Annotated in this window: 16 protein-coding genes; 11 read left to right on the top strand and 5 right to left on the bottom strand. The window is 39.5% G+C overall.

Annotated features, from left to right (window positions below; all coding sequences use genetic code 11):
• Positions 1–185 precede the first annotated feature (185 nt).
• From ABFX33_RS00305 to ABFX33_RS00295, 3 genes are all read left to right on the top strand, one after another.
• On the top strand, positions 186–1,547 hold the full coding sequence (locus ABFX33_RS00305; RefSeq protein WP_120259932.1) for a hypothetical protein: 1,362 nt from the start codon (positions 186–188) through the stop codon (positions 1,545–1,547).
• Between the two features lie 75 nt (positions 1,548–1,622).
• Positions 1,623–2,429, top strand: coding sequence for a hypothetical protein (locus tag ABFX33_RS00300; RefSeq protein ID WP_346083529.1), 807 nt, complete (start codon positions 1,623–1,625; stop codon positions 2,427–2,429).
• Between the two features lie 13 nt (positions 2,430–2,442).
• On the top strand, positions 2,443–2,757 hold the full coding sequence (locus ABFX33_RS00295) for a hypothetical protein (RefSeq protein ID WP_346083528.1): 315 nt from the start codon (positions 2,443–2,445) through the stop codon (positions 2,755–2,757).
• A gap of 20 nt (positions 2,758–2,777) precedes the next feature.
• Here ABFX33_RS00295 and ABFX33_RS00290 read toward each other — a convergent pair whose 3' ends face one another.
• From ABFX33_RS00290 to ABFX33_RS00270, 5 genes are all read right to left on the bottom strand, one after another.
• The gene (locus ABFX33_RS00290) at positions 2,778–4,133 is read right to left on the bottom strand and encodes a S41 family peptidase (protein WP_346083526.1); all 1,356 of its coding nucleotides are present in this window, start codon (positions 4,131–4,133) and stop codon (positions 2,778–2,780) included.
• A gap of 187 nt (positions 4,134–4,320) precedes the next feature.
• Positions 4,321–5,646: an OmpA family protein gene (locus ABFX33_RS00285; protein ID WP_346083525.1), complete on the bottom strand. Its 1,326-nt coding sequence runs from the start codon at positions 5,644–5,646 to the stop codon at positions 4,321–4,323.
• A gap of 144 nt (positions 5,647–5,790) precedes the next feature.
• Entirely contained in the window at positions 5,791–7,128 is a 1,338-nt protein-coding gene (locus ABFX33_RS00280) for an OmpA family protein (protein WP_346083524.1), read from the bottom strand.
• A gap of 90 nt (positions 7,129–7,218) precedes the next feature.
• Complete coding sequence (locus ABFX33_RS00275; protein WP_346083522.1) at positions 7,219–8,061, bottom strand: universal stress protein; 843 nt, start codon at positions 8,059–8,061, stop codon at positions 7,219–7,221.
• A 13-nt stretch (positions 8,062–8,074) separates the two neighbouring features.
• Positions 8,075–8,923, bottom strand: coding sequence for a universal stress protein (locus tag ABFX33_RS00270; RefSeq protein WP_346083521.1), 849 nt, complete (start codon positions 8,921–8,923; stop codon positions 8,075–8,077).
• Between the two features lie 462 nt (positions 8,924–9,385).
• On the opposite strand from ABFX33_RS00270, the gene alaS reads away from it, so the two are divergent.
• From alaS to ABFX33_RS00230, 8 genes are all read left to right on the top strand, one after another.
• A complete protein-coding gene (gene alaS / locus ABFX33_RS00265; protein WP_346083519.1) occupies positions 9,386–12,001 on the top strand; it encodes an alanine--tRNA ligase in 2,616 nt (871 codons plus the stop codon).
• Positions 12,002–12,260: 259 nt separating this feature from the next.
• Positions 12,261–13,358 carry a redoxin domain-containing protein gene (locus tag ABFX33_RS00260; RefSeq protein WP_346083517.1) on the top strand — a complete coding sequence of 366 codons (1,098 nt, stop codon included), beginning with the start codon at positions 12,261–12,263 and terminating at the stop codon, positions 13,356–13,358.
• Positions 13,359–13,460: 102 nt separating this feature from the next.
• On the top strand, positions 13,461–14,156 hold the full coding sequence (locus ABFX33_RS00255; RefSeq protein WP_120259941.1) for a response regulator transcription factor: 696 nt from the start codon (positions 13,461–13,463) through the stop codon (positions 14,154–14,156).
• Positions 14,157–14,273: 117 nt separating this feature from the next.
• Positions 14,274–15,611 carry a dihydroorotase gene (locus ABFX33_RS00250; protein ID WP_346083515.1) on the top strand — a complete coding sequence of 446 codons (1,338 nt, stop codon included), beginning with the start codon at positions 14,274–14,276 and terminating at the stop codon, positions 15,609–15,611.
• Between the two features lie 11 nt (positions 15,612–15,622).
• Positions 15,623–16,678: a S66 peptidase family protein gene (locus ABFX33_RS00245; RefSeq protein WP_346083514.1), complete on the top strand. Its 1,056-nt coding sequence runs from the start codon at positions 15,623–15,625 to the stop codon at positions 16,676–16,678.
• Between the two features lies 1 nt (position 16,679).
• A complete protein-coding gene (locus ABFX33_RS00240; protein ID WP_346083513.1) occupies positions 16,680–18,083 on the top strand; it encodes a M14 family zinc carboxypeptidase in 1,404 nt (467 codons plus the stop codon).
• 192 nt (positions 18,084–18,275) lie between these two features.
• Positions 18,276–21,575 (top strand): SusC/RagA family TonB-linked outer membrane protein, encoded by a 3,300-nt coding sequence (locus tag ABFX33_RS00235; RefSeq protein WP_346083511.1) that lies wholly within the window; start codon positions 18,276–18,278, stop codon positions 21,573–21,575.
• 111 nt (positions 21,576–21,686) lie between these two features.
• Positions 21,687–23,276 carry a RagB/SusD family nutrient uptake outer membrane protein gene (locus ABFX33_RS00230; protein WP_346083509.1) on the top strand — a complete coding sequence of 530 codons (1,590 nt, stop codon included), beginning with the start codon at positions 21,687–21,689 and terminating at the stop codon, positions 23,274–23,276.
• Positions 23,277–23,278 lie beyond the last annotated feature (2 nt).

The following is a 23,278-nucleotide window of genomic DNA, read 5'->3' as shown; positions in this document are numbered from 1 at the left end:
TTCTAACCCATAAATACATTAAGCAGCGTTCCAAGACTTGTCCATTAGCACAATCTGGAAGATATTAAAATTTATCATAATGGGGGAATGAAAAACTATGCAACTATAGGAATAGCTATCCGCTATAGAAGCATAGTCTAAAAAGTGATCTTGTGATGGCTAAGTTATGTAAAAGTTAACAAAAAATGAAAAAAATCTTAACGCTAGCAAGTGTATGCGCAATCGCATTGGCATCTTGTAACAAGGACAACTTGGCTCCGGTAAATGGTTCAACAGCTGGATTACCATCTTTACCTCAAGCAACAGTTCCAACTGATGCTAATGGTGTAATCACTGCAACAACCCTTACTTCGGATAAAGTATGGAAAATCGATGGCGTAGCTTTTGTAAAACCCGGTGCAACATTGACCATCCAACCAGGTACTTTTATTACTTCTGGGGTAACTAAAGCATATCCAGATCAAATCACTGGTATTACACAAAACATCAAAGGTGTATTGGTTGTCCCTAAGACTGCAAAATTAATTGCTAATGGAACGGCGACAGCGCCTATTGTATTTACTTCGCCGAATGCAGCTGGATCACGTAATCCAGGTGATTTCGGAGGTGTTGTTTTGTTGGGATCATCTACGACAAACCAACCTGCGACCAAAAGAATTGAAGGCATTCCTCAACCTGTAAACGTTGATGTTACGTATGGTGGTTCAGTACCTGCGGACAATTCAGGTTCGTTGAAATATGTACGTATTGAGTTTGCAGGTTACAACTTGACTGCTGACAATGAAATTAACGGTTTGACTTTAGGTGGTGTTGGTTCAGGTACTACATTGGAAAATATCCAAGTTTCTTGGGGTAAAGATGATGCTTTCGAATTTTTCGGTGGCACTGTCAATGCAAAAAATTTAGTGGCACTTTCAAATGATGATGATGATTTTGATTTTGACCATGGTTATACAGGAACAATTCAATATGCTTTATCCTTAAAAGATCCCAATTCAACCAACAGTACTTCAAGCGGTAGCTCAGATTCAAATGGTTTAGAATCTGATAACGAAGCAACCTCACCTTGGTCAGCTACACCTAAAACACGTCCAGTATTGAAAAACTTTACTTTTTTAGGTATTGATAATGCTTCGGTAGCTGGTACTAAATTAAAATTTGGTAACCGTTGGAGAAGAAATACTGAATTAGATATCCAATATTCAATTATCGCTGGATATGCTACAGGTGCTGCTTTCCAAGATGGAGCTACTGGAGTATTTAGCAACAATGTGGTTCAAGCTTATACTGCAGCTTTTAGTGGAACTGCTCCAGGTACGGGAAATTCAACTAATATTGGTGCAACACCAAATAGCTATTTATTATTGGGAGGTGCTGGTATAAATCCTTTTTACACAACAACTGGTGCAGCTAGTTTTGATGTATGGAACTTAGTGCCGTCTTCAACAAGTCCTGCCGCTGGTGTAAATTACAAGGGTGCTTTTAATCCTGCTGCAACAACTTTGTGGACAGATAATTGGACGAAATTTACTCCAAAGACTTATTAATCATTATTTCTAACTTCTATGATCCTGCCATATTCCATGGCAGGATTATATTTTTTGTTATACTAAAATCATACTATGAAAAGCCAATTAATAGCTTTTATTTTATTTCTGGCATTCTTTATTTTCTCTTGTCAAAAAGGAGAACATATCGAAACTTTCCAAAAATTCACTAATGTCTTTATCAAAGATATTAATTTATTGATTGGGCCAGACAAGGGTAAATTGTTGATCGATGAGCATGCAGTGTCTGTTAATAACAATTCAATAGTAAAAATAATTTCTGGAGAAAAGAAATTTACACTCTTGGATAGTGCTGGAAATATAATATTTAATGAAACTATCATTATTAAAGACAATACAGATACGTTGCAATATGTAAAGCTAACAAATGATATTCCCCCAAGTTTGATAAAGATGAAAGCAGAAAGTCGGGTCGAAGGGAAGGTGAAAATTCGAATCGTAAATGGAAATAATGAGTTGAACACACTATTGGGAGGAAAGAAATTCCACTTGGTTTTCTACCATGTTGTAGAAAGGTTATCAGGGCCACCTTCAAGAAGAAGAATTGTCTATAGTGCGAAAGGAGATACATTAAAAAATATTGGAAAGACCTTACCTGCAGATTATCAGTCTCTAACGCTGCCGAGTGCAGATGTTCTTTACAACTATGGTTTTTACGGTAGGGCACAAATCCTAAAAGAAGATTTCAAACCACTTTTGATCAATGGTATGGAGGCTTATTATGGGTATTCTGTAGATTATCATAATTATGGTGTCTTAACCTCATTTACCACCAATAACTCGGGAACAGCCAATAGCCCTGCTTCTAATATCCCAACATTTTGGGAGTTTAATGGTCTAGAGGTTGCATTTGGCAATTAAAAATATTTAAATTATGAAAGGCATAAACGAAATCAAATACCAGCGCTTACTCCATCTGATGATCGAGATGCAGTATAAGTTGGCATCTGAGGATGACGAGGTGCTGATCAAAAAACTACAGGCTGAAGGTGAGAATTTAAAAGCTTTATACCTTCATTATTTAAAGCTACTGGATGAGATAGGTACGGTGGTGAAAAACTATGAGCTCAAAGAACGGCAAGTCCGTTCGGGCTTATTATCTAAACGTATTCGTCTGTTATCAAAAAGAAATGGAACTGAATCAGCTATTGCTTCTTGGGTCTCTGCGATCAATTCCTGTGCACGTTAGTTATTCTTTTTATTTGGTTTTTAGTGAATGTTGAGAGGGGATAGAGGAAATGTCATAGGTATAGCGCGATAGCTGCTTCCGTAATACGATGAAGTTAACGTTTTTGTACTAGTGTTAGCCTTTTTGTTGATCGATTGAGTTGTCTTGTTCTGTATGATGTTAAACACTTGTTGTAGTAAAGGGTCTTTTTCATCGCCAAAAGGAAGTAAGGGCAATTGTGCAAACTCATCTGTATGGTAATGCGGGATGAGTCCAGTGCTGTAATCTCCTAATCCATCTTTATTATAAATCTTGTATACCAACGGCATCAGCAACCAAGCACGTTGATTGCCATTGACCTGTGATGGTGAGGAAAGGGTCGTCGAAGCCATATCCTTGCCCAAAGTTTTTGTACCAATCTGAATGACCTCGATATAAGGTTTTAAACTGTTGATCAACATCTCCGAAGCGGATGCGGTATTGGGGCCTGTGAGTACAAAAATTCGCTTTAATTGCAGTCCGCTCTTTAGGAGCTCTTCTGCTTGAAAGCTATAACCTTCGGGTTGCTGAGCTAAAGCAGATTGAAAGGTCTCCTCGCTGTTGCCCAACTTTTTGTTGCCCTTGAATTGGACAAATACATAATTCGGCGCAATATCAGCAAATGTTAATGCGCAAAAAGAGGCAAAAGCTACTTGTCCTCCAGTATTATAGCGAAGATCAAGAATCAAATCTTGTACTAGGCCAGCTTTGAGTTTTTGGATGGCCTCCAATACCGAATAACCACCGCTGAAATCAAACTGGCTTAAAAATAGGTACCCTACCTTTGTTTGCTTATGAAAGATCTGAGCTGTGTAGACTACTGGTTGGGATATGTAGGAAGCGGGCAACTTCATTTTCTTCCCATTCTGTAACTGCAATTGGATTGAAGGTAATTTCAATGCCGCTTCCAATACCGGAGCAAAATTGTATGCAGCTAAGGGCTGCGCATTGATTTGCTGGATGGTGTCTCCTCTATGCAGGCCAGCTAAGTCGGCTTCTGAATAGGGAACTACCTGTGTCACCAGTTGCATGGTCTGACCATTGTGCTGAAGCTGAGCTATATCAAACCCAAAGGTATTCGAGAGCGTGTTGCCATAAGTGTCACTGTTGAGCGCTTGTAGAATGGTAGAATAACGGTCGTCACGATACAATAGGTTTTTGAAAAAGATATTCGGCTTGTCATCGAGTGTAATTTGATTGGGCAACTTACTGTTCCAATAATAATATTGTTGCATCTGCTTCAAGGTCCATTGATTGATCGCTTCATTTGACCCCGGTTCGTTCAGTGGCGGGTCTTTTTCACAGGCGGAAAAAATCAGCGAAAAAAGGGCTAAAACAAGAATTTGTGGTTTACGCATTTTTTAAGATCTTAGCTTAATAAAAATACGAATAATGTAAGTTTTGTTGGTGTTATCTTTTTGTTGTTCAAATGTTTATTTACTTTAAACACAAGAGAGATGTCAAATTTAGCCTGTTGATTCCACAAGAAAAAAGGCATCACTCTTAAGTGATGCCTTTTGGTTTGTATAGATCGAATATTATCGATTAATAAAGTGTGAACTCTACACGACGGTTTTGTTGACGACCAGCAGCATTCTTATTAGATGCAATTGGTTGGTCAGGACCGTAACCTGTAGCTTCTATACGAGAAGCATTAGCGCCTTGAGATACTAAATAAGATTTTACTGACTCAGCACGCTCTTTTGATAAACGCATATTCAATTCACGTGAACCTGTATTATCTGTGTGGCCAGCTAATTTCAAGCTAAAGTTTTTCTCGATCAACAATTCCGCAACTTTGTTCAATGTTGCATAAGAAGTAGGACGGATAGTTGCTTTGCTCAAATCGAATTCTAGGTTTTTGATCGCATCAGCAACAACTTTTTTGTCTGCTTCCGTAACAACAACTTTTTCTACAATTTTAGTTTCGTTTTTAACAAGAATCGGACAACCTGATCCATCTACCTGTACACCAGAAGGAGTACCTGGACATTTGTCGTATTTGTTGGCCACACCATCACCATCATCATCTTTTAAATCACTGTTCAAACCATCCAATTGACTTTGTAAAGCTTGATTCTTAGCGTTTAATGCATCATTTTGAGCTTTTAAATCATCGTATTTTAATGTATAGTCATTGACTAATGTCGCTACCGGATTTGAGTTGTTCAATGCTGGTTTGCTACCGCTTCCCAACGCAAATTCTAGACCACCGTGGATATAAGTGAATAGGTCATTCTTGTATTGGCCTCCTTGGATACCATCAAAGTTTTGGTTAACCCAATTCAATTGGTAACCTAATTCAAAGTTGATACCCTTAGCAACTGCAAATTTGAAACCCATATCCAGTGGTACATAGATTTTAGAGATACCATCTGCTTCTACTGAAGTAGAGCCCGTAGTTAAGGTTGTTTTGCTGTTCATGACACCCACACCGATTGATGCATAAGGTTTGATGAAACTATTGAAAAATCTCCAGTTGGTATTTGCTGCTAGGAATTCTCCAGATAAAGCCGCCGACCAAGGTGTTTTTGCTTCGAATGATTGTGAACCATCCTTGAAAGCACCACCTGTTTTACCGCCGAAATAAGTTGCCTTAATTCCAAATGAAGGAGAGATTTGCTTTTTGATGTAAGCACTATAACCTAGGTTCCATGCTAAATCATCGTATCCTTCACGGTTGAAACCAGCAATGTTAGTTTGGTTTGTTACACCTGCACCGATACCGATCGACCATGTTCTGTATTGTGTAGCAGAACCAAAAGGAGTTGTTCCTTCAATCGATGCTACCTTTGCAGTTTGAGCAAAAGCGGAATTGGCGAATAAGCCTGCAGTTGCGAAAGCAAGTGCTAATTGTAAATTTAGTTTCATAGAATTTGTTTGTATAAACCGAGGCAAAAGTAATAGGTTAAAAATTAAATTCCTAATCGGTTTGTAGTTTAAATATGACAAAAGGGTAAATAAAATGGTATTTTACTGAAAAATACCATTTTATTACGTGTAATTTATTAGCTATTAATAAAGTGTAAATTCTACACGACGGTTTTGTTGACGGCCAGCAGCATTCTTATTAGATGCAATTGGTTGGTCAGGACCATATCCTGTCGCTTCGATACGTGAAGCGTTAGCACCTTGAGATACCAAGTAAGCTTTTACTGACTCAGCACGTTCTTTGGATAGACGCATATTCAATTCACGTGAACCTGTATTATCGGTGTGGCCAGCTAATTTCAAGCTAAAGTTTTTCTCGATCAACAATGCTGCAACTTTGTTTAATGTTGCGTATGAAGTTGGGCGGATGGTTGCTTTACCTAGATCGAACTCTAAGTTTTTAATCGCATCAGCAACAACTTTTTTGTCTGCTTCTGTGACCACAACTTTCTCTACAACTTTAGTTTCGTTTTTCACAACAATTGGACAACCTGATCCATCGACTTGTACACCAGAAGGTGTGCCTGGGCATTTGTCGTATTTGTTTGCTACACCGTCACCATCATCATCTTTCAGGTCATTGTTAATTCCATCCAGTTGACCTTGTAAAGCTTGATTTTTTGCATTAAGAGCATCATTTTGAGCTTTTAAATCATCATATTTTACCGTGTAATCATTTACAAGCGTAGCTACCGGATTTGAGTTGTTCAATGCTGGTTTGCTACCACTACCCAAAGCGAATTCTAGACCTGCGTGAGCATAGGTGAATAAGTCATTCTTATATTGTTGAGTTGGTCCAACTTTATTGTCAAATCGTTGATTTGCCCAGTTCAACTGGTAACCTAATTCGAAGTTGATACCTTTGGCAACTGCAAATTTCAAACCGAAGTCTGCGGGTACGTAGATCTTAGAATATGAATCACCATATTCGCCTCTGTTTCCGCCAGCAATTGCTGCTGTCTCTGCATTCATTACCCCGACACCAATTGATGCATAAGGTTTAATGAAACTATTAAAAAACCGCCAGTTGGTATTGGCTGCAATAAACTCACCGGATAAAGCAACTGACCAAGGTGTTTTTGTTTCGAAGCCTGTTTGTTTATCACTGGCTTCATATCCTGAAGTCTTTCCGCCAAAGTAAGTTGCCTTGATTCCGAATGAAGGGGAGATTTGTTTTTTGATATAGGCACTGTAACCTAAGTTCCAGTCCAACTTGTCATAACCTCCATTATTGAATTTAGCAATGTTTTGCAAGCTCGTTACACCGGCGCCTACACCGATAGACCAAGTCCGGTATTGTGTTGCCGGACCAAATGGGGTAGTGCCTTCAATTGATGACTGCTTTGCGCTTTGGGCAAAGGATGCGGTTGAGATGATTCCTGCCGCTACTAGTAATCCTGATTTTTTAAGGCTAATTTTCATAATGTGTTTTTGTAAAATTTTCTACTATAAAATTCTTGTTAAATTAACTCATTGACTACTCTTGCAATAAATTTGCCAAAAATTATTTGGTCAGCTTACTCGACCGAAAAAATTTGGCACCTCAATTTCGAAAGCCATGTGCTTAACAATATTCTCAGTAAAAATGTTTTGAAAAAAAGTTTTCCTACTTTTTGTAATCAAAATCACATCAATATCTTCATCTCGAATAATCGTATGTATACCATTTGCAATGTTCTCCCTTGAGCCGGCAAAATAGCTTGGTGCTTTAACGATATAAGAGATGTCTTCTATACCAGTCTCCGCTATAATCTGTTCAATCCACTTTTCAAGATTTGATCCTAAAATGTTGATTTCTAGTTCATTTTTGTTGATATGGATGAGTTGTAAATGAAAATCTTTTCCATATAATGGGATTGCCTGTTTGAGGACTTCCAGCTCACCAGGTTTAAAATTTGTCAGCAGCGCGATGTTATCTTTTTTTAATTTTACGGCATTTTTGGGGATCGCTAATACAGGGATTTTTGACTCTTTAATGACGTCATAAGTATTGCTTCCAATCAGTACAGATTCAAGTCCTGTGACTCCTTTTGTACCCATAATCACCGTCTGGTAGTTCTCTTTTATCTCCTGTTTTTCCAGTGATTCGGCTAAAATTCCATTCGTAAATAAGGTCGAAATTTTTATCGAAGGATATTTTTGTAGAAGTTCAGCGACAAGTTTCTCCATCTTACCACGGGCGTCCTCTTCGGTAGGGTCTATTAAATGCTTCGCATTTGCGAATTTGTTTATATGTGAAGTGAAGGAGTGGAAGAGTGTAATTTCATCATGTGTTTCCTGAGCGATCTGAGCCGCATAGTTTGCTGCAACTTCCGCATTTTCGGAAAAATCTACGGGTATTAATAATCTAGACATAGCGATATACTTATTATGCTTTGGTAAAAAATATGGGAACTAAAGGGTGGCTAAATAATGCTTTTGCCACTGATCTGGTGAAAGTACGTTCAAAAAAGGATTTTCTTGAACGTGTTACGAGTAATATCTTGATTTTTTCGGTATGGATCATTTCATTGATCACTTCGGGGACAGTGTCCAGGTCCTCAATGTCGCCTTGTATCGAGTCAACTTCGATGGCTATGTTGGTCACACCAATGTATTTTTTGATTTTATATTTCCATACCTCCAATTTATCTTCTATTCGGTTTTCCGAAGAATGATCATAATGGACATGCATCAGTTTTAATTCAAAATCCTTACCCATTATATTGACGAAATCCTGGACAGTCTGTACTTCTTCTTCTTTGAAGTTGGACAATAAACCAACCTTGTCAACCTGCTCAAACGATGCTTCTGTTGGAATGGCCAAAACAGGTATTTTTGCTTTTTTGCTAATGACGTAAGTTGTGCTGCCAATAAGTTGGCTATCATCATTGGTAATACCTTTTGTGCCCATGATGACAAAATCAAAACGATCAGGTGTGGCCATTTCAGGGAGAGTTTCTGTGATCATGCCACGTTCGCATTGGGTAGTCACTTCAAGAGTGACATGTGTCGATTTTATCTGCTCTGAAAGATTTTTAATAAGGACATCAGCTTTAAATATGGGGCTTCGCTTTCCAATGGAATCAGTTTCTTCCTCAAATACAGCCGAAGCAGAGGTATAATTGTGATAAAGGTGGATGCTGTAGCCTTTTTGAATAGCTAGATCCACAGCATAATTTACCGCATTGTTAGAATGAGCCGAAAAATCTACCGGTAGTAGAATGTTTTTTTTCATCTGTTTAAATTATTTATAAGTGTTGTTCTCATCGGTATAAATGAGCTCGTTTCACCTGGTTTGTTTGTTTAGTTGTGATGAAGCCATCAAATTTATCTTTCTCAATTTTTTAGAACCCTCTTTCCCTATCAAATGTAATAAAACAAACGCAATTGTGAATGACTAGCAGTCAAAATGTTTTTATTGTTTAACGTATTAAATCTGATCCCGATAGCACAAAGGTGGCTAACATTTAATGCTTTTAAAATGTTGCATTTAATGCATATTTGTGATTGCGGTCATCCCGCAAATAGGACAATCCTGTCTTTCTGAATCTTATGTCCTGATTTTTTTGTTTGAAAAGTCAGTTGACGATGAAAACTGGGCATTATTAAAATCATTGTGTCATGGTTATTATCTCGTATTCTACATTGCATAACAGACCAATTTTGAGTAAGTTTGCACATATTTTTAGATAATTAAATGACAAGTAGAGAAATTCGTCAAGCCTTTTTAGACTTTTTTAAAAGCAAGGGGCATCAAATAGTACCTTCAGCACCAGTAGTTGTAAAAAATGATCCTACATTGATGTTTACCAATGCAGGGATGAACCAGTTCAAGGATTTATTCTTGGGGGAAGCACCGATTAAATTTCCACGTGTTGCAGATACACAGCGTTGTCTGCGTGTTTCAGGTAAGCATAACGATTTAGAGGAAGTCGGTATTGATACTTACCACCACACTTTATTTGAGATGTTGGGAAACTGGAGCTTTGGGGATTACTTTAAGAAGGAAGCTATTGCTTGGGCTTGGGAGCTATTGACCGAAGTATATAAACTTGACAAGGATCGTTTATACGTGACTATTTTTGAGGGCGACGCAAGTGAAGGTTTGGACCGGGATATGGAAGCGTTTGATTTCTGGAAACAGTGGATAGCTGAGGATCGTATCTTGCTTGGTAATAAAAAGGATAATTTCTGGGAAATGGGAGAGACTGGTCCTTGTGGACCTTGTTCTGAAATCCATTTTGATATGCGTAGTGCGGAAGAACGTGCGGAGGTCACAGGACAAAGCTTAGTTAATGCAGACCATCCACAGGTGATTGAAATATGGAACTTGGTCTTTATGCAATTCAATCGCTTGAAGGATGGGTCACTCCAATCTTTACCAGCTAAACATGTGGACACAGGTATGGGCTTTGAGCGTCTTGTCAGATGTATCCAAGGTAAAACCTCAAATTATGATACGGATGTCTTTACGCCGACTATTGATTTTATTGCGGATAAGTCTGGTATAAAATATGGTTTAGATGAGAAGACTGATATAGCGATGCGTGTAGTATCTGATCATATCCGTGCGGTAAGTTTTGCGATAGCAGATGGACAATTACCCTCTAATAACAAAGCTGGATACGTAATCCGCCGTATTTTACGTCGTGCGGTACGTTATGCTTATACATTTTTGGGGTTCAAAACGCCATTTATTCATGAGCTTGTTCCAGTTTTGGCGGCACAATTCAGTGGCGTATTTGATGAATTGATCCAACAACAGGATTTTGTTCAGAAAGTAATTTTAGAGGAAGAAGTATCGTTTTTAAGAACTTTGTCCACTGGTGTACAGCGTTTTGAGAATTATGTGGAAGATCATAGCGTTATTAATGGTGATTTTGCGTTTGAATTATACGATACATATGGCTTCCCAATAGATTTAACAGAATTGTTAGCACGAGAGAAAGGATTATCTGTTGATATGGAGGGTTTTAAACAGGCGCTTCAGGTTCAAAAAGATCGTTCCCGTGCGGCAACAGCAATTGACACCGGTGACTGGATTCTTGTCAATGAGGATGAGGGGTTTGAATTTGTTGGTTATGACACCTTGACCGCAAAAACAGAAATCGTAAAATACCGTAAAGTTGTCGCAAAAAATAAAGAGCAGTACCAATTGGTTCTTTCCGTCAGTCCGTTTTATGCTGAAGGTGGAGGCCAGGTCGGTGATTCTGGTGAATTGATTTCAGAGGAAACAGGTGAAAAGATCTACATTACGGATACAAAAAAGGAAAATGGAATTTTCGTTCATTTTACCAATAAGTTGCCATTGGATCTGCAAGGGACTTTTATCGCGGAGGTTGACAGCACCAAAAGATTGGATACGGAGAATAATCATTCTGCAACCCACTTATTGCATGCTGCACTAAAACAGGTATTAGGTACGCACGTGAATCAAAAAGGTTCATTGGTCAATGCTGATATCTTACGTTTTGATATTTCTCATTTTGCAAAGATGAGTGAGGATGAGATCAAAGAGGTAGAGGATATCGTGAATGCTAAAATTCGGGAGAATATCCCGTTGAAAGAAGAACGGAATGTACCTTACCAGCAGGCTTTGGATTCAGGTGTGACAGCTTTGTTTGGTGAGAAATATGGTGATTTTGTTCGTGTGATTACTTTTGAAGATAAATTCTCAAAAGAGCTATGTGGCGGTACACATGTGAAAGCGACGGGGCAGATCGGATTCTTTAAGATTGTCTCTGAGTCAGCCGTTGCGGCAGGGGTGCGTCGTATTGAGGCGATTACAGGAACTCGCTCAGCGGCGGTCATTCGTGAACATTTTGAATTGGTACAGCATCTAAAAGAACTGATGAATAGTCCGAAGGACTTTGTGTCTGCTTTGGGTAAGATCATTGACGAAAATGGAGCGCTGAAAAAAGAAATTGAAAAAAGCATTACAGAAAAATCTTTAGCATTGAAATCGGATCTGGAAGCTAAGATCGAACAGGTTGGCGATATCAACTTCTTGTCGACGTTGGTGGATCTGCCGAATGCTGAAGCGGTTAAAACCCTAGCTTATGCGCTGAAGGGAGCTGTCAATAATTTATTTTTGGTTATTGGAGCGGAATTCGATGGAAAGCCAAGTTTGACAGTCGTAATTTCGGATGATTTAGCAAAAGAAAAAGGTTTAAATGCTAGTAACATTGTTCGTGAATTGGCAAAAGATATCCAAGGTGGTGGAGGGGGGCAACCTTTCTTTGCGACAGCCGGAGGTAAAAACTCAGCGGGATTAAAAACAGCTGTTGAACGGGCGAAGGAATTTTTAAGTTAAATTTGAGTATTTAGATCGGAGACTTAGGATGCTTGTTGAATAGACTTCAAACGTAGTGGATGTCTCCTCTAAAATTCTACTACATGAAACTATCCTATTTAGTCAAACCGAGTGTAACGAGTTCACTAATTCCGCTGAAGGGCAAATTGTGAATGAATAATCACAGGTGGTATAAATAGGATAGTTTCTTTAAAAGGAAACCGAGTGCAAGACATTTATATTATAGATGAACCTATGGCACTCACAAAACGATATACAAATGAAAAAGGCAATTTTTTTAGTAGTTGGTGTGGTTGGATTAATGTTTGGTTGCCAGAATAAAGAGCAGTTTACCATCGAAGGAAATATAGAAAATCCTGGTAATATAAAAGTCGTCTCCTTGTATGAGGGAGAGACCAAGCTGGATTCTATGTTTTTTGGTGATAATAACAAATTTCAGTTTGTTCGTCAAGCTAGTCAATCGAGATTGTTGTCGCTACGTGTCGGTAAAAATCGCTATGACCTAATTGCTTCTCCGGGTGAGACAATTTCATTTAAAGCAGATTTACATAAGGATGTTAATGATTATCTCGTTGAAGGGTCTGAATTGTCGAAAGCGATCCAGCCATTTGCTAAGGAACGAAATCATCGCGATTATGTGCAAGATTCTTTACAGGGTGTCTTTTCCAAATTAACAGCAAATTCAACTGCTGATGAAATAGAAAAACTTCGTGCAGAATATAAGGCCAAATTTGCGGATGAACTTCGCGACTATACCAACAAGGCTGTCGATTTTTCCGCTAAACATAATGACCTGGCTGGATTTTATGCCATCTCAACCTTGGATCCTGAAGTAGCAGAGGCAGAAATTATTGCTTATGCAGATAGAATTAAAAACGAATTCACGGAAAATAGATATGTGACTCAATTTAAGGAGGAAACCCAAAAGCTGAAGAAAATGGCTATTGGTCAACCTGCACCGGAGTTGACGTCATTTACGCCTTCTAATAAAGAGGTGAAGTTGTCTAGTTTTAAAGGAAAATATACTTTGGTTGATTTTTGGGCTTCCTGGTGTATGCCTTGTCGTCAGGAAAATCCGAATCTTGTCAAGTTATATAATACTTATCATACCAAAGGTTTTGATATCCTCTCTGTTTCATTTGACGATAACCCTGGCTCATGGATGCGGGCTATTGCGGATGACAAGTTGGCTTGGACACATGTATCTGATTTAAAGGCTTGGAGTTCACCGATAGTCATAGACTACCGTGTCAAGGCATTGCCTACTTCCTATATGCTCGATCCAAATGGTATTATCATTGCAAAGAATCTGCGTGGCGAGGAACTAGCCGATTTTTTGAAGAAAACAATTAAGTAATCAATGTGTTATTGTTAATTGAAATATTACTTAATAATTTGGTAACATTAGATTAACTGATTGTTATCATTTTGTTCATATTTTAGCAGAAAAATAAGACAAATGAGTTCTTCGAAACAAAAGATTTTAATTGTTGATGACGAAAAAGATATCTTGGATTTAATTGCATTCAACTTAAATCGTGAAGGTTATCAGGTCTCTACAGCGCAAAATGGGGAAGAGGCAATACAAGTTGCCAAGCAAGTAAACCCCGATCTGATCATCTTAGATGTGATGATGCCTAGGATGGACGGTATTGAAGCTTGTCGCATCATGCGTGCTATGCCTGAATTCAAAAGTACCTTTATGGTGTTTTTGACAGCCAGAAGCGAAGAATATTCAGAAATTGCCGGATTTCATGTTGGAGCGGATGACTATATCGCTAAGCCAATTAAGCCCCGAGCACTGATGAGTCGTATTAATGCGATCTTAAGAAGAAATGCTTCGGAGGAGTCTGATTCAAACGCACAGGATAAAATCGAGATAGCTGATCTGGTTATTGATAGAGATTCTTTCTTAGTTTACAAAGGAGAGCAAAAGATTGTGCTTGCCAAGAAAGAGTTTGAATTGCTTTACTTGTTAGCTTCCAAACCAAATAAAGTTTTCACAAGAGAGCAGATTTTAAAAAGTATTTGGGAGGACTCGGTGGTTGTCACCAATCGGACAATCGATGTACACATCCGAAAGCTCCGCGAAAAAATAGGCGACGATTACGTCACTACCGTAAAAGGAGTAGGTTACAAATTTGATAAAGAATAATAGAAGAGGCTTAGGCCTCTTTTTTATTCTCTTATTTGGGAAACTCTTTGACCGGATAACTTGATATCACGGTAACAAATCTTTACTTTTGACAGATACCAAAGTAAAGAGATCAACATGTCATCTATTCTTATAAAATCTGCGCAACTTGTTAACGAAGGTAAAGTTGAGACTGCTGATATATATATCAGCAATGGTCGAATCGAAATGATCGCTCAGGAGATAAATCATCCTGCGGATCAGGAAATCAATGCTGAGGGACTACATCTGTTTCCGGGATTGATTGATGATCAGGTTCATTTTAGAGAACCGGGGTTGACCTATAAAGCGGATATATGGCATGAAAGTCGTGCTGCGGTAGCAGGCGGGACAACCTCCTTTATGGAGATGCCAAATACAGTTCCCAATACCCTGACGCAGGAGTTGCTCCAGGATAAATATGATATTGCCGGAAAGAACGCATTAGCCAATTACTCATTCTTTATGGGAGCGGCCAACGATAACTTGGAGGAGGTATTGAAAACTAATCCACGTGATGTCTGCGGTATAAAGGTGTTTATGGGGTCATCCACTGGGAATATGTTGGTGGATAATGAAAAAGCTTTGGAAGGCATCTTTGCTAATTCGCCTACATTGATCGCTACACACTGTGAGGACGAAGCAACAATCAAGGCTAATCTGGCGATATTTAAGGAACAATATGGTGAAGACGGATTGAAGATTGAAATGCATCCGTTGATCCGCTCCGCTGAGGCTTGTTATTTGTCTTCATCCAAGGCTGTGGAATTGGCCAAAAAGCATGATACAAGATTACATATTTTACATATATCAACAGCAAGAGAGATTGAACTATTCCGGAATGATATCCCATTAAAGGATAAGAAAATCACTGCTGAAGCTTGTATTCATCATTTATGGTTTTCTGATCAGGATTACGTAACAAAGGGGAATTTTATCAAGTGGAATCCTGCTGTTAAGACGGTCAATGATCGTGACCATATTCTTAAAGCTGTATTGGATGGACATATTGATGTGATAGCGACAGATCATGCCCCACATACTATAGAGGAAAAAACACAGCCATATGCATCGGCTCCTAGCGGTGGCCCCTTGGTTCAACATGCTTTACAAGCATTATTGGATATGGTCAAAGCTGGTAAAATGACCTTGGAACAATTGGTTCAAAAGTCTGCGCATAATACTGCTACATTGTTTCAGGTTGAGGATCGCGGCTATATCCGTGAAGGCTATTGGGCGGATCTTGTACTCGTGGATCTGAATAAGCCATATACAGTTTCCAAAGAAAATATCCTTTCTAAATGCGGATGGTCTCCTTTTGAAGGACACACGTTTAGTTCAACCATTGAACATACCATTGTATCTGGTAAAGTCGCATTTTCTAAAGGGCAAATTATTGAGAAAGGTGCTGGAGAGCGTCTGTTGTTCAACAGATAAGTTGTCATAATATGGAAAAAAGGGTTTTTATTAAATCAATTGCTTTGGGCACATTGGCCATTCCGGTATTGGGAGCTGGGCGCGCTACAGCAATCGCAGCGGAGTTTGCAGGGGCGGCTACTTTGCTGGCAAAGAAGCTATACCCAGGGGATACTATAGGGTTGATAACTCCAGCAGGTGTATTGGACGATGAGGAATCGATCATTATCGCACGCGAGATCTTTGAAACATTGGGTTTTAAAGTGAAGGAGGGAAAACATATCCGTAGCCGTTACGGTAATTTGGCGGGGACAGATCAGGAACGTATTGCTGATATACATGATATGTTTGCTGATAAGGCTGTCAAAGCAATAGTCTGCATAAGGGGAGGTTCGGGAACTTCCCGTCTTTTGGACAGACTTGATTATAAGATGATTGCTCAAAATCCTAAGATTTTGTTGGGATATTCTGATATAACTGCGTTAATCTTGGCTTTGTATGCGAAAACTGGACTTGTTACTTTCCATGGAGCGGTTGGTATAAGCACTTGGACAAAGAAGCTGGCCGAGGCCTTTAATGCACAATTTGTAGCGAATAAGCCTGCGGTATTTGAAAATCCTAAATCGAAGGGGGATAATATTGTACAGACGAAAGACCGGATAGCTACAATCTCCCCAGGTGTTACTGATGGGGTGTTGCTGGGCGGGAATATGACCGTATTGACGGGCTTATGTGGTACCCCTTATTTACCAGACTTTAAAGATAAGATACTTTTTATTGAGGAGGTCGATGAAGATATGGAACGCGTCGACCGGATGTTTTGCCAGTTGAAAAATGCAGGGATATTGGCAGTGATCAAAGGTTTTATTTTTGGGAAATGTACCAATTGTAAACCATCAGGAGGCTATGGTTCTGTGACATTGGATCAGCTATTCAATGATTATATTAAACCCTTAAATGTGCCTGCTTATAGCGGAGCTGTCATTGGGCATATTGCAGAGCAATTTATCCTTCCGGTAGGTGCAAAGGTGAAAATGGATGCATCACAAGGAACGATTACCTTAATTGAGGCAGCCTTAAAAGATTAACATGAATTTAGTGAAAGAAGATTTTATCAAAGCCTTTTCTTTATATGAAGAAAAGGCTTTGCAGCATAGACGATTTAAGCATGCTGATATCTTGCCACTTTTGCAAGGAAAAGAGGTCAGTAAGCAATTTACTGTTGAAGAGATCGGACGGTCAGTGGAGGATCGTTCAATTTTTAGATTGAAATATGGGCAGGGGCCGATAAAGGTACTGTTGTGGTCACAGATGCATGGCGACGAGCCTACGGCAACAATGGCGTTATTTGATCTGTTTAATTTTTTTAACGGGGAGGTGGATGGCTTTGATACCTTTCGAAAGGAAATAGCAGAGAAACTGACTTTATATTTTATTCCGATGTTGAATCCTGACGGCGTGGAGCGTTACCAGCGTAGAACGGCAATGGATGTGGACATGAACCGCGATGCACGTGCAGTCGCTACTGTGGAAGGGGCTCTGTTGAAAGAACAAGCAATGTTGTTGAAGCCAGATTTTGCTTTTAATCTTCATAATCAGAATAATTACTATAATATTCCAGGTACGGCCACCCCAGTAACAATTTCCTTGCTGGCCCCGGCATATGACTATGCCAGAAGTGTTAATACGGTTAGGGCAGATGCCATGCGGGTAATTGTGGGAATCAATAAGATATTACAGGAATTTATCCCGAATGCTGTCGCGAAATATGATGACGAGCATACCCCTCGTGGTTTCGGGGATAATTTTCAAAAATGGGGTGTAAGTACCATTCTAATTGAATCAGGAGCCTATGTCGGCGATCCTGAGAAACTGGAAGTTCGAAAATATAATTTTATTGCATTATTGCATGCCTTTCAGGAAATTGCCAAGAAATCTTATCTGAACCATGATATTGCTGCGTACCACAAAATTCCATTGAATGATGAAAAATTACATGATCTAGTGATCCGGAATTTATCCATCGAAAAAAATGGAAAAAAAATGTTGGTAGACGTGGCGGTTCGGCAAAATGAAAAGACAGTTGGACGAGATTACTACGTGGAAGCTGTAATTGAAGATATAGGTGATCTGCAGGACTTTCATGGTTATATTGACATCGATGTAGAAGGGCTTCAATTCATTCCGGCAAAAATACATAGCGATCAGCTATTGTTATTTGGAGAATTAACCTCATCATTTGTAGAAAGCCTATTGAAACAAGGGTATGGAACAATTGTGGTTTCTGATAGTTTAGCGCAAATTAGGTTACATTCTTTTCCTATCCAAGTGCGGAGCGATGCTAATTTTCTAGCTGACAGCTGTCTTCGGCTAGGTGGGGATGCCCATTTTTTCATTGGATCCGAAAAAGAGTTACAATATGCATTGATAAATGGTTATCTGATCAATTTAAAGCAATCGATTGATAATAAATCAAAAAATGTAGTGAAATAATACTGTTTTATCGCTTGAAATAATATTTAGCCCATAATTCTATGGGCTTTCTTGTGTTTTTTCGTCTTTTTTATGCCTTGTTTGGAATTAATTAAAATACAACAAAAATTTTACATTAAATTCTAATTAATTTATATTTGGCGCTAGAATCTACTAAGTAAGAGAGACTAACTTAAAACCATCCCACTAATTATGTCAGAAAAAACAAAATTATTTTTCGCATTGACTTTAGTAGCGTCAAGTGGATTTGCATTCGATGTGCATGCTATGCCGAATACTGCAAATACAATTGAGTACAAAGTCACACAACAGGAGATTACCGGTCAAGTCAGTGATAAGAACGGACCCATTGTAGGAGCTTCTGTCAGTGTCAAAGGATCTGCGATAGCGACCTATACCGATCAGCAAGGGCGTTTCAAATTAAGTAAACTGAATCCCGGAGCAATTATCGTCGTATCCTACGTAGGCTATGGATCTAGGGAAGTGAAATATGAAGGCCAATCAAACCTGTCTATTTCTCTAGATGCCACATCAACCGATTTGGATGAAGTGATGGTTGTAGCCTATGGTACGGCAAAAAAATCGACTTTCACAGGATCCGCGACTGTAGTTAAAAAAGAACAGCTGGAAAAAATAGGCGGTTCGGGATTTGCTGAAACTCTCCAAGGGATGAGCCCAGGGGTCAATGTAACTAACAACGAAGGTAACCCGGGTGGTGATTCACGTATTCAGATTCGCGGGATCAGTTCCATGAGCGGTTCATCCAATCCATTGTATGTGGTGGATGGTATGCCTTATGACGGGCAGCTGACTTCGATAGCGCCTTCCGATATTGAATCTATTACAGTACTGAAAGATGCGGCAGCTTCTTCGCTGTATGGATCTAGAGCGGCCAATGGTGTTATTGTGATCACCACAAAGAAAGGTAAAAGTGCTAAGCCTACCCTGAACTTTAAGTCTACCTGGGGCACCTCAGATAATGCTGTTGGCAATCCCACCAAAGCTACGCCGGAAGAACAATTGTTGAACACTTGGGAGGGGATGTATAATGACCAGTTTTACCGTTATAACAGAACTTCGAAAGAAGCAGGAGATTGGGCATCTGAGAATGTACTGGGTAAGCTACTGAAAAAAAGCAGCGCCGGTGTTTACGTATCGCCATTTAAAGATATCAATGAAAATTATGTACTTCATGATGGAAATGGAAATGCGTATATCAACCCCAAATTGGAAAAGATCTGGAATGAGTCGGACTATGACTATTATGGTGCTGTATTCTCACGCAAATTAAGACAAGAGTATAATCTGGATGTGAGCGGTACCGCTGGAGATGGAAAAACTAACTATTTCCTGTCTTCGAATTATTTGGATGACAAAGGTTATGCAATGGCTCAGTATTTTAAACGTTATGGCTTTAGGGCTAATGTGACATCACAGGTGACCGATTGGTTGCAGCTTGGTGGAAATATGTCGTTCTCCTCTTCTAAACAGAATCTCTCCGGAGCCAGTAGAGCCCTAGACTTTAGTACAACCCTGACGTCGCCGTGGCTACGTAATGCTGACAATACAGATTGGGTGTATTCCGAGAAGACGGGACGTCGTATGTTTGATTATGGTACCTATGGAAATAATTTTTTTGGTATCCATGTGTTGAACAATGGTGGTGACTACTGGGATAATCCGAATGATGAAGGATTTACCAACAACCAGCGCAACATGATATCAGCACGCTACTTTGCTGGAATAAAATTGCCATACAATTTAAACTTTAAGTCAAGCATTAGCATAGATAATAATATTTATAAAGAATTTACCTATGGTTCAGCTGTGCATGGGCCTGGACAACAAGCGCCTTACGGAACGAGTGTATTGACCAGTGGTGGAAATGCGGGGCGTAGAAATGATGAAACTCGTGCTGTCACTTTCAATAATATCCTGAGTTGGGAGCAGGATTTCGGAGCACATCATTTGTCAGCATTGGCTGGTCAGGAATCCTATACTAGAAATGCTGTTGGGGATAATGGTTATGGTGAGGGTATTATGCAATTAGGTCAATATGAGTTGGCTTCGACAACGACCAATTGGTCTGTCGGGTCTTATAAAGATCGTTATGCCTTATTATCATATTTGGCTAAAGTGGATTACAACTATAATGATAAGTATTTTGCTTCGGTCTCTTTCCGTCGGGATGGATCGTCACGTTTTCACCCAGACAACCGTTGGGGTAATTTTCTGTCCGGTGGGCTTTCCTGGAAGATATCAAAAGAGAACTTCTTAAAAGATGCGACTTGGTTGGATAATTTATCATTCCGAAGCAGTTACGGTACCACCGGAAATGACCGGTTGATCCGACGCAATGGACAAGGAGTGGCTACCGATGAGATTCTTTACGGCTATCAGGCATATTATAGTGCTGATAACCTCTATGGACTACCGGGATTAAAACCTAATACTGTTGCCGCACCTGATCTGCAATGGGAAAAAAATAAGCAGTTTAATATTGCTGCAGATTTTGCTTTCTTAAAACGTTTTTATGGAACAATAGAATATTATTCAAGAAATTCTTCCGATCTCCTTTTTTACAGGGAGTTCCCTCTTTCAGCACAAGCGGGAAATGCGATTGGACAAAACTCAAATCTTGGAAATTTGAAAAATAGTGGTTTTGAATTCTCATTAGGTGCTGATATTTTTAGAAAAGATAATTTTAGCTGGAAAGTTGATGCCAATTTATCAACCTTAAAAAATGAGATCACTTATTTACCAGGCGGTGCTCTTACGTTTAATAATCGCGGTGCCGGTTATCGTCTAGAAGAAGGACATTCATTGTACGATTTCTATATGGTGAAGAACGCTGGTGTCAACCCGGATAATGGTAATATGCAATATTGGGTGAAGGATGATAAAGGGGGCTGGAAAATTTCCGAAGACTATGTTGGTGAGGTCACATCTGATGATTATCAGTGGATCGGTTCGGCATTGCCAAAAGTATATGGTTCATTGACCAATAGTTTTAAATTACATGGACTGGATTTCTCCTTTATGTTCTATTATTCGCTTGGCGGGAAAATGTATGATTACTCCTATTCTGAACGTAGTACACTCCGCGGTGGTGTGGGGGTGACGCAGGATCTGGTACAGGATCGTTGGCGTAAACCGGGTGACCAGGCCCTATTGCCAAAATGGTCGGATGATAATTATGCTGCGACACGCAGGGCTTCTGACTTTTATATTTTTGACAACGATTATCTGCGTTTGCGGAATATCACACTGGGTTATTCCATCCCGAAAAATACCTTACAAAGAATAGGATTATCCAATGTCCGGTTTTTCGTGTCAGCAGATAATTTATTGACTTTTGGTTCAGCCAAAAATCGGTATACCGAACCAGAGACCGGCTTGTCGGGTAATAACTATAATGGTAATGCGGATACGGATAATGGTCGGCAAGGAGCAAGGAGAATCTATACTGGTGGCTTGCAGGTTACATTCTAAGGATAAATTAAATCGAGGAAAATTATAGGAACCGGCCATCTGACTGACGTATAGATCAAGTGAAACAGGTCTATGCAGGATGATAAGGTTGCTAGTATAAAAAAAATATTAATGAAAAAGATATTCAAGACCATAAACTTTACAATTTTAGCATCTTCATTGCTGTTCATGGGGAGCTGTAAAGACTTTTTGGATGCCAATACCTCTGTCGATACCGAAGAGGGGACGGCTTTATCCAGTGCAGGGCAGTTACAAATGGTGCTGACTTCTGCTTACCGACAACTATATTTTAATGATCAAGGTGCAGACCGTGTTTATGCGGGATTACCGGGATTGCAAATGTATGTGGATCTAGGTGGAGCAGATATTGTCAGCCATACCAACATGGGGGGGAATCAGGTTGATACGTATAAATATGAACCAGGGAGGACACAGACTACAGGCACTTCGGATGCAATTTGGTCAATGATGTATAAAATTATCAATCAGACCAATAAAATTATCCACGCTGTGCCTGCAGCACAGGGAGATGAAGCAATTAAGAATCAGATTTTAGGACAAGCTAAAGCTATTCGGGGAATCTGTTATTTTCATTTGATCCAGAACTATCAACAAACCTATATGATCGCCAAAGAAAAGAAAGGCGTGATATTACGTTTGGATCCGAAGGAAGATCTTAACTTGCCTAGGGCTACCGTACAACAGGTCTATGATCAAATCCTGGCTGATCTTGGCGAAGCGAAAGCACTGTTAAAAGGATTTGACCGCCCGGATAAATGGACGATTAATGAGGATATCGTTTCTGGGCAACTAGCGAGAGTCTATCTTGTGATGAACAATTGGCAGGGCGCCTTGACTGAAGCTTCAACAGTTTATAATAAATATAGTCAACTAATGACACGTGACCAGTACCGTAGCGGTTTTGATGATGCGATCACCAATGCCTATCCGGAAGTTGTCTGGGCAATGAAGTTTACAACAACGAATAATTTAGGGGGCGGTACGCAGTTTAATTTCTGGTATAACCAAGATGAAAAATATGGTGAGGGGTATACAGATGGGCCGATTTATGCCTTCTTGGATTTCTTCGCAGATGGACAGTACGAAAAATTGTTTGAAAAGACAGAAGATCGTTACCAATTCTGGAAGCGTACGAAAAATGCAAATAAAGAATGGTCTACCAAATGGGCATACGATAAATATAAGCATTATGGTGATGCCAATGGTGCGGTCCAAGGAAACACACGACCAGAGGTTACACTGATGCGCGGTTCCGAGATGCTACTGATTATGGCAGAGGCAGCTGCCCACTTAAATAACGGAATGGGGCTTGCTTACCTTAATCGTTTACAAACAGCTAGGGGGGTTAAAAATTTAACTAAAGCAGCTACGGGAAATCCTCTTTTAGAGGCAATTTACGTGGAACGGCGCAAAGAATTACTTTGTGAAGGTGTGACTGGTTTATATGACCTGCTTCGCTTACAAAAACCTTTGACGCGTATTCAGGAAACTCCTACTTATGTGGAGGGACATTATACTTGGGGAATGACCAACCTGGATGGTTATGATCCAAAGAGCTCAAACCCAATCGGGACATTACCTTCTAATGATTACCGCTTTATCTGTCAGATTCCACAGTTAGAAATGACAAGAAATACACAGTTAAAAGAAAGTGATCAAAATCCGTTTAAAGGGCAGTAATT

Origin of the sequence: Sphingobacterium ginsenosidimutans, from assembly GCF_039536865.1 — a bacterium.
GTDB classification, from domain to species: Bacteria; Bacteroidota; Bacteroidia; order Sphingobacteriales; family Sphingobacteriaceae; genus Sphingobacterium; species Sphingobacterium detergens.
This window is presented reverse-complemented; position numbering and strand designations above follow the sequence as displayed.

Coding starts and splice junctions, on each gene's coding strand:
- ABFX33_RS00230 (WP_346083509.1), top strand. CDS start 21,687: ATGAAAAAGATATTCAAGACCATAAACTTTACAATTTTAGCATCTTCA.
- ABFX33_RS00255 (WP_120259941.1), top strand. CDS start 13,461: ATGAGTTCTTCGAAACAAAAGATTTTAATTGTTGATGACGAAAAAGAT.
- ABFX33_RS00245 (WP_346083514.1), top strand. CDS start 15,623: ATGGAAAAAAGGGTTTTTATTAAATCAATTGCTTTGGGCACATTGGCC.
- ABFX33_RS00295 (WP_346083528.1), top strand. CDS start 2,443: ATGAAAGGCATAAACGAAATCAAATACCAGCGCTTACTCCATCTGATG.
- ABFX33_RS00250 (WP_346083515.1), top strand. CDS start 14,274: ATGTCATCTATTCTTATAAAATCTGCGCAACTTGTTAACGAAGGTAAA.
- ABFX33_RS00270 (WP_346083521.1), bottom strand. CDS start 8,923: ATGAAAAAAAACATTCTACTACCGGTAGATTTTTCGGCTCATTCTAAC.
- ABFX33_RS00275 (WP_346083522.1), bottom strand. CDS start 8,061: ATGTCTAGATTATTAATACCCGTAGATTTTTCCGAAAATGCGGAAGTT.
- alaS (WP_346083519.1), top strand. CDS start 9,386: ATGACAAGTAGAGAAATTCGTCAAGCCTTTTTAGACTTTTTTAAAAGC.
- ABFX33_RS00280 (WP_346083524.1), bottom strand. CDS start 7,128: ATGAAAATTAGCCTTAAAAAATCAGGATTACTAGTAGCGGCAGGAATC.
- ABFX33_RS00305 (WP_120259932.1), top strand. CDS start 186: ATGAAAAAAATCTTAACGCTAGCAAGTGTATGCGCAATCGCATTGGCA.
- ABFX33_RS00240 (WP_346083513.1), top strand. CDS start 16,680: ATGAATTTAGTGAAAGAAGATTTTATCAAAGCCTTTTCTTTATATGAA.
- ABFX33_RS00290 (WP_346083526.1), bottom strand. CDS start 4,133: ATGCGTAAACCACAAATTCTTGTTTTAGCCCTTTTTTCGCTGATTTTT.
- ABFX33_RS00260 (WP_346083517.1), top strand. CDS start 12,261: ATGAAAAAGGCAATTTTTTTAGTAGTTGGTGTGGTTGGATTAATGTTT.
- ABFX33_RS00300 (WP_346083529.1), top strand. CDS start 1,623: ATGAAAAGCCAATTAATAGCTTTTATTTTATTTCTGGCATTCTTTATT.
- ABFX33_RS00235 (WP_346083511.1), top strand. CDS start 18,276: ATGTCAGAAAAAACAAAATTATTTTTCGCATTGACTTTAGTAGCGTCA.
- ABFX33_RS00285 (WP_346083525.1), bottom strand. CDS start 5,646: ATGAAACTAAATTTACAATTAGCACTTGCTTTCGCAACTGCAGGCTTA.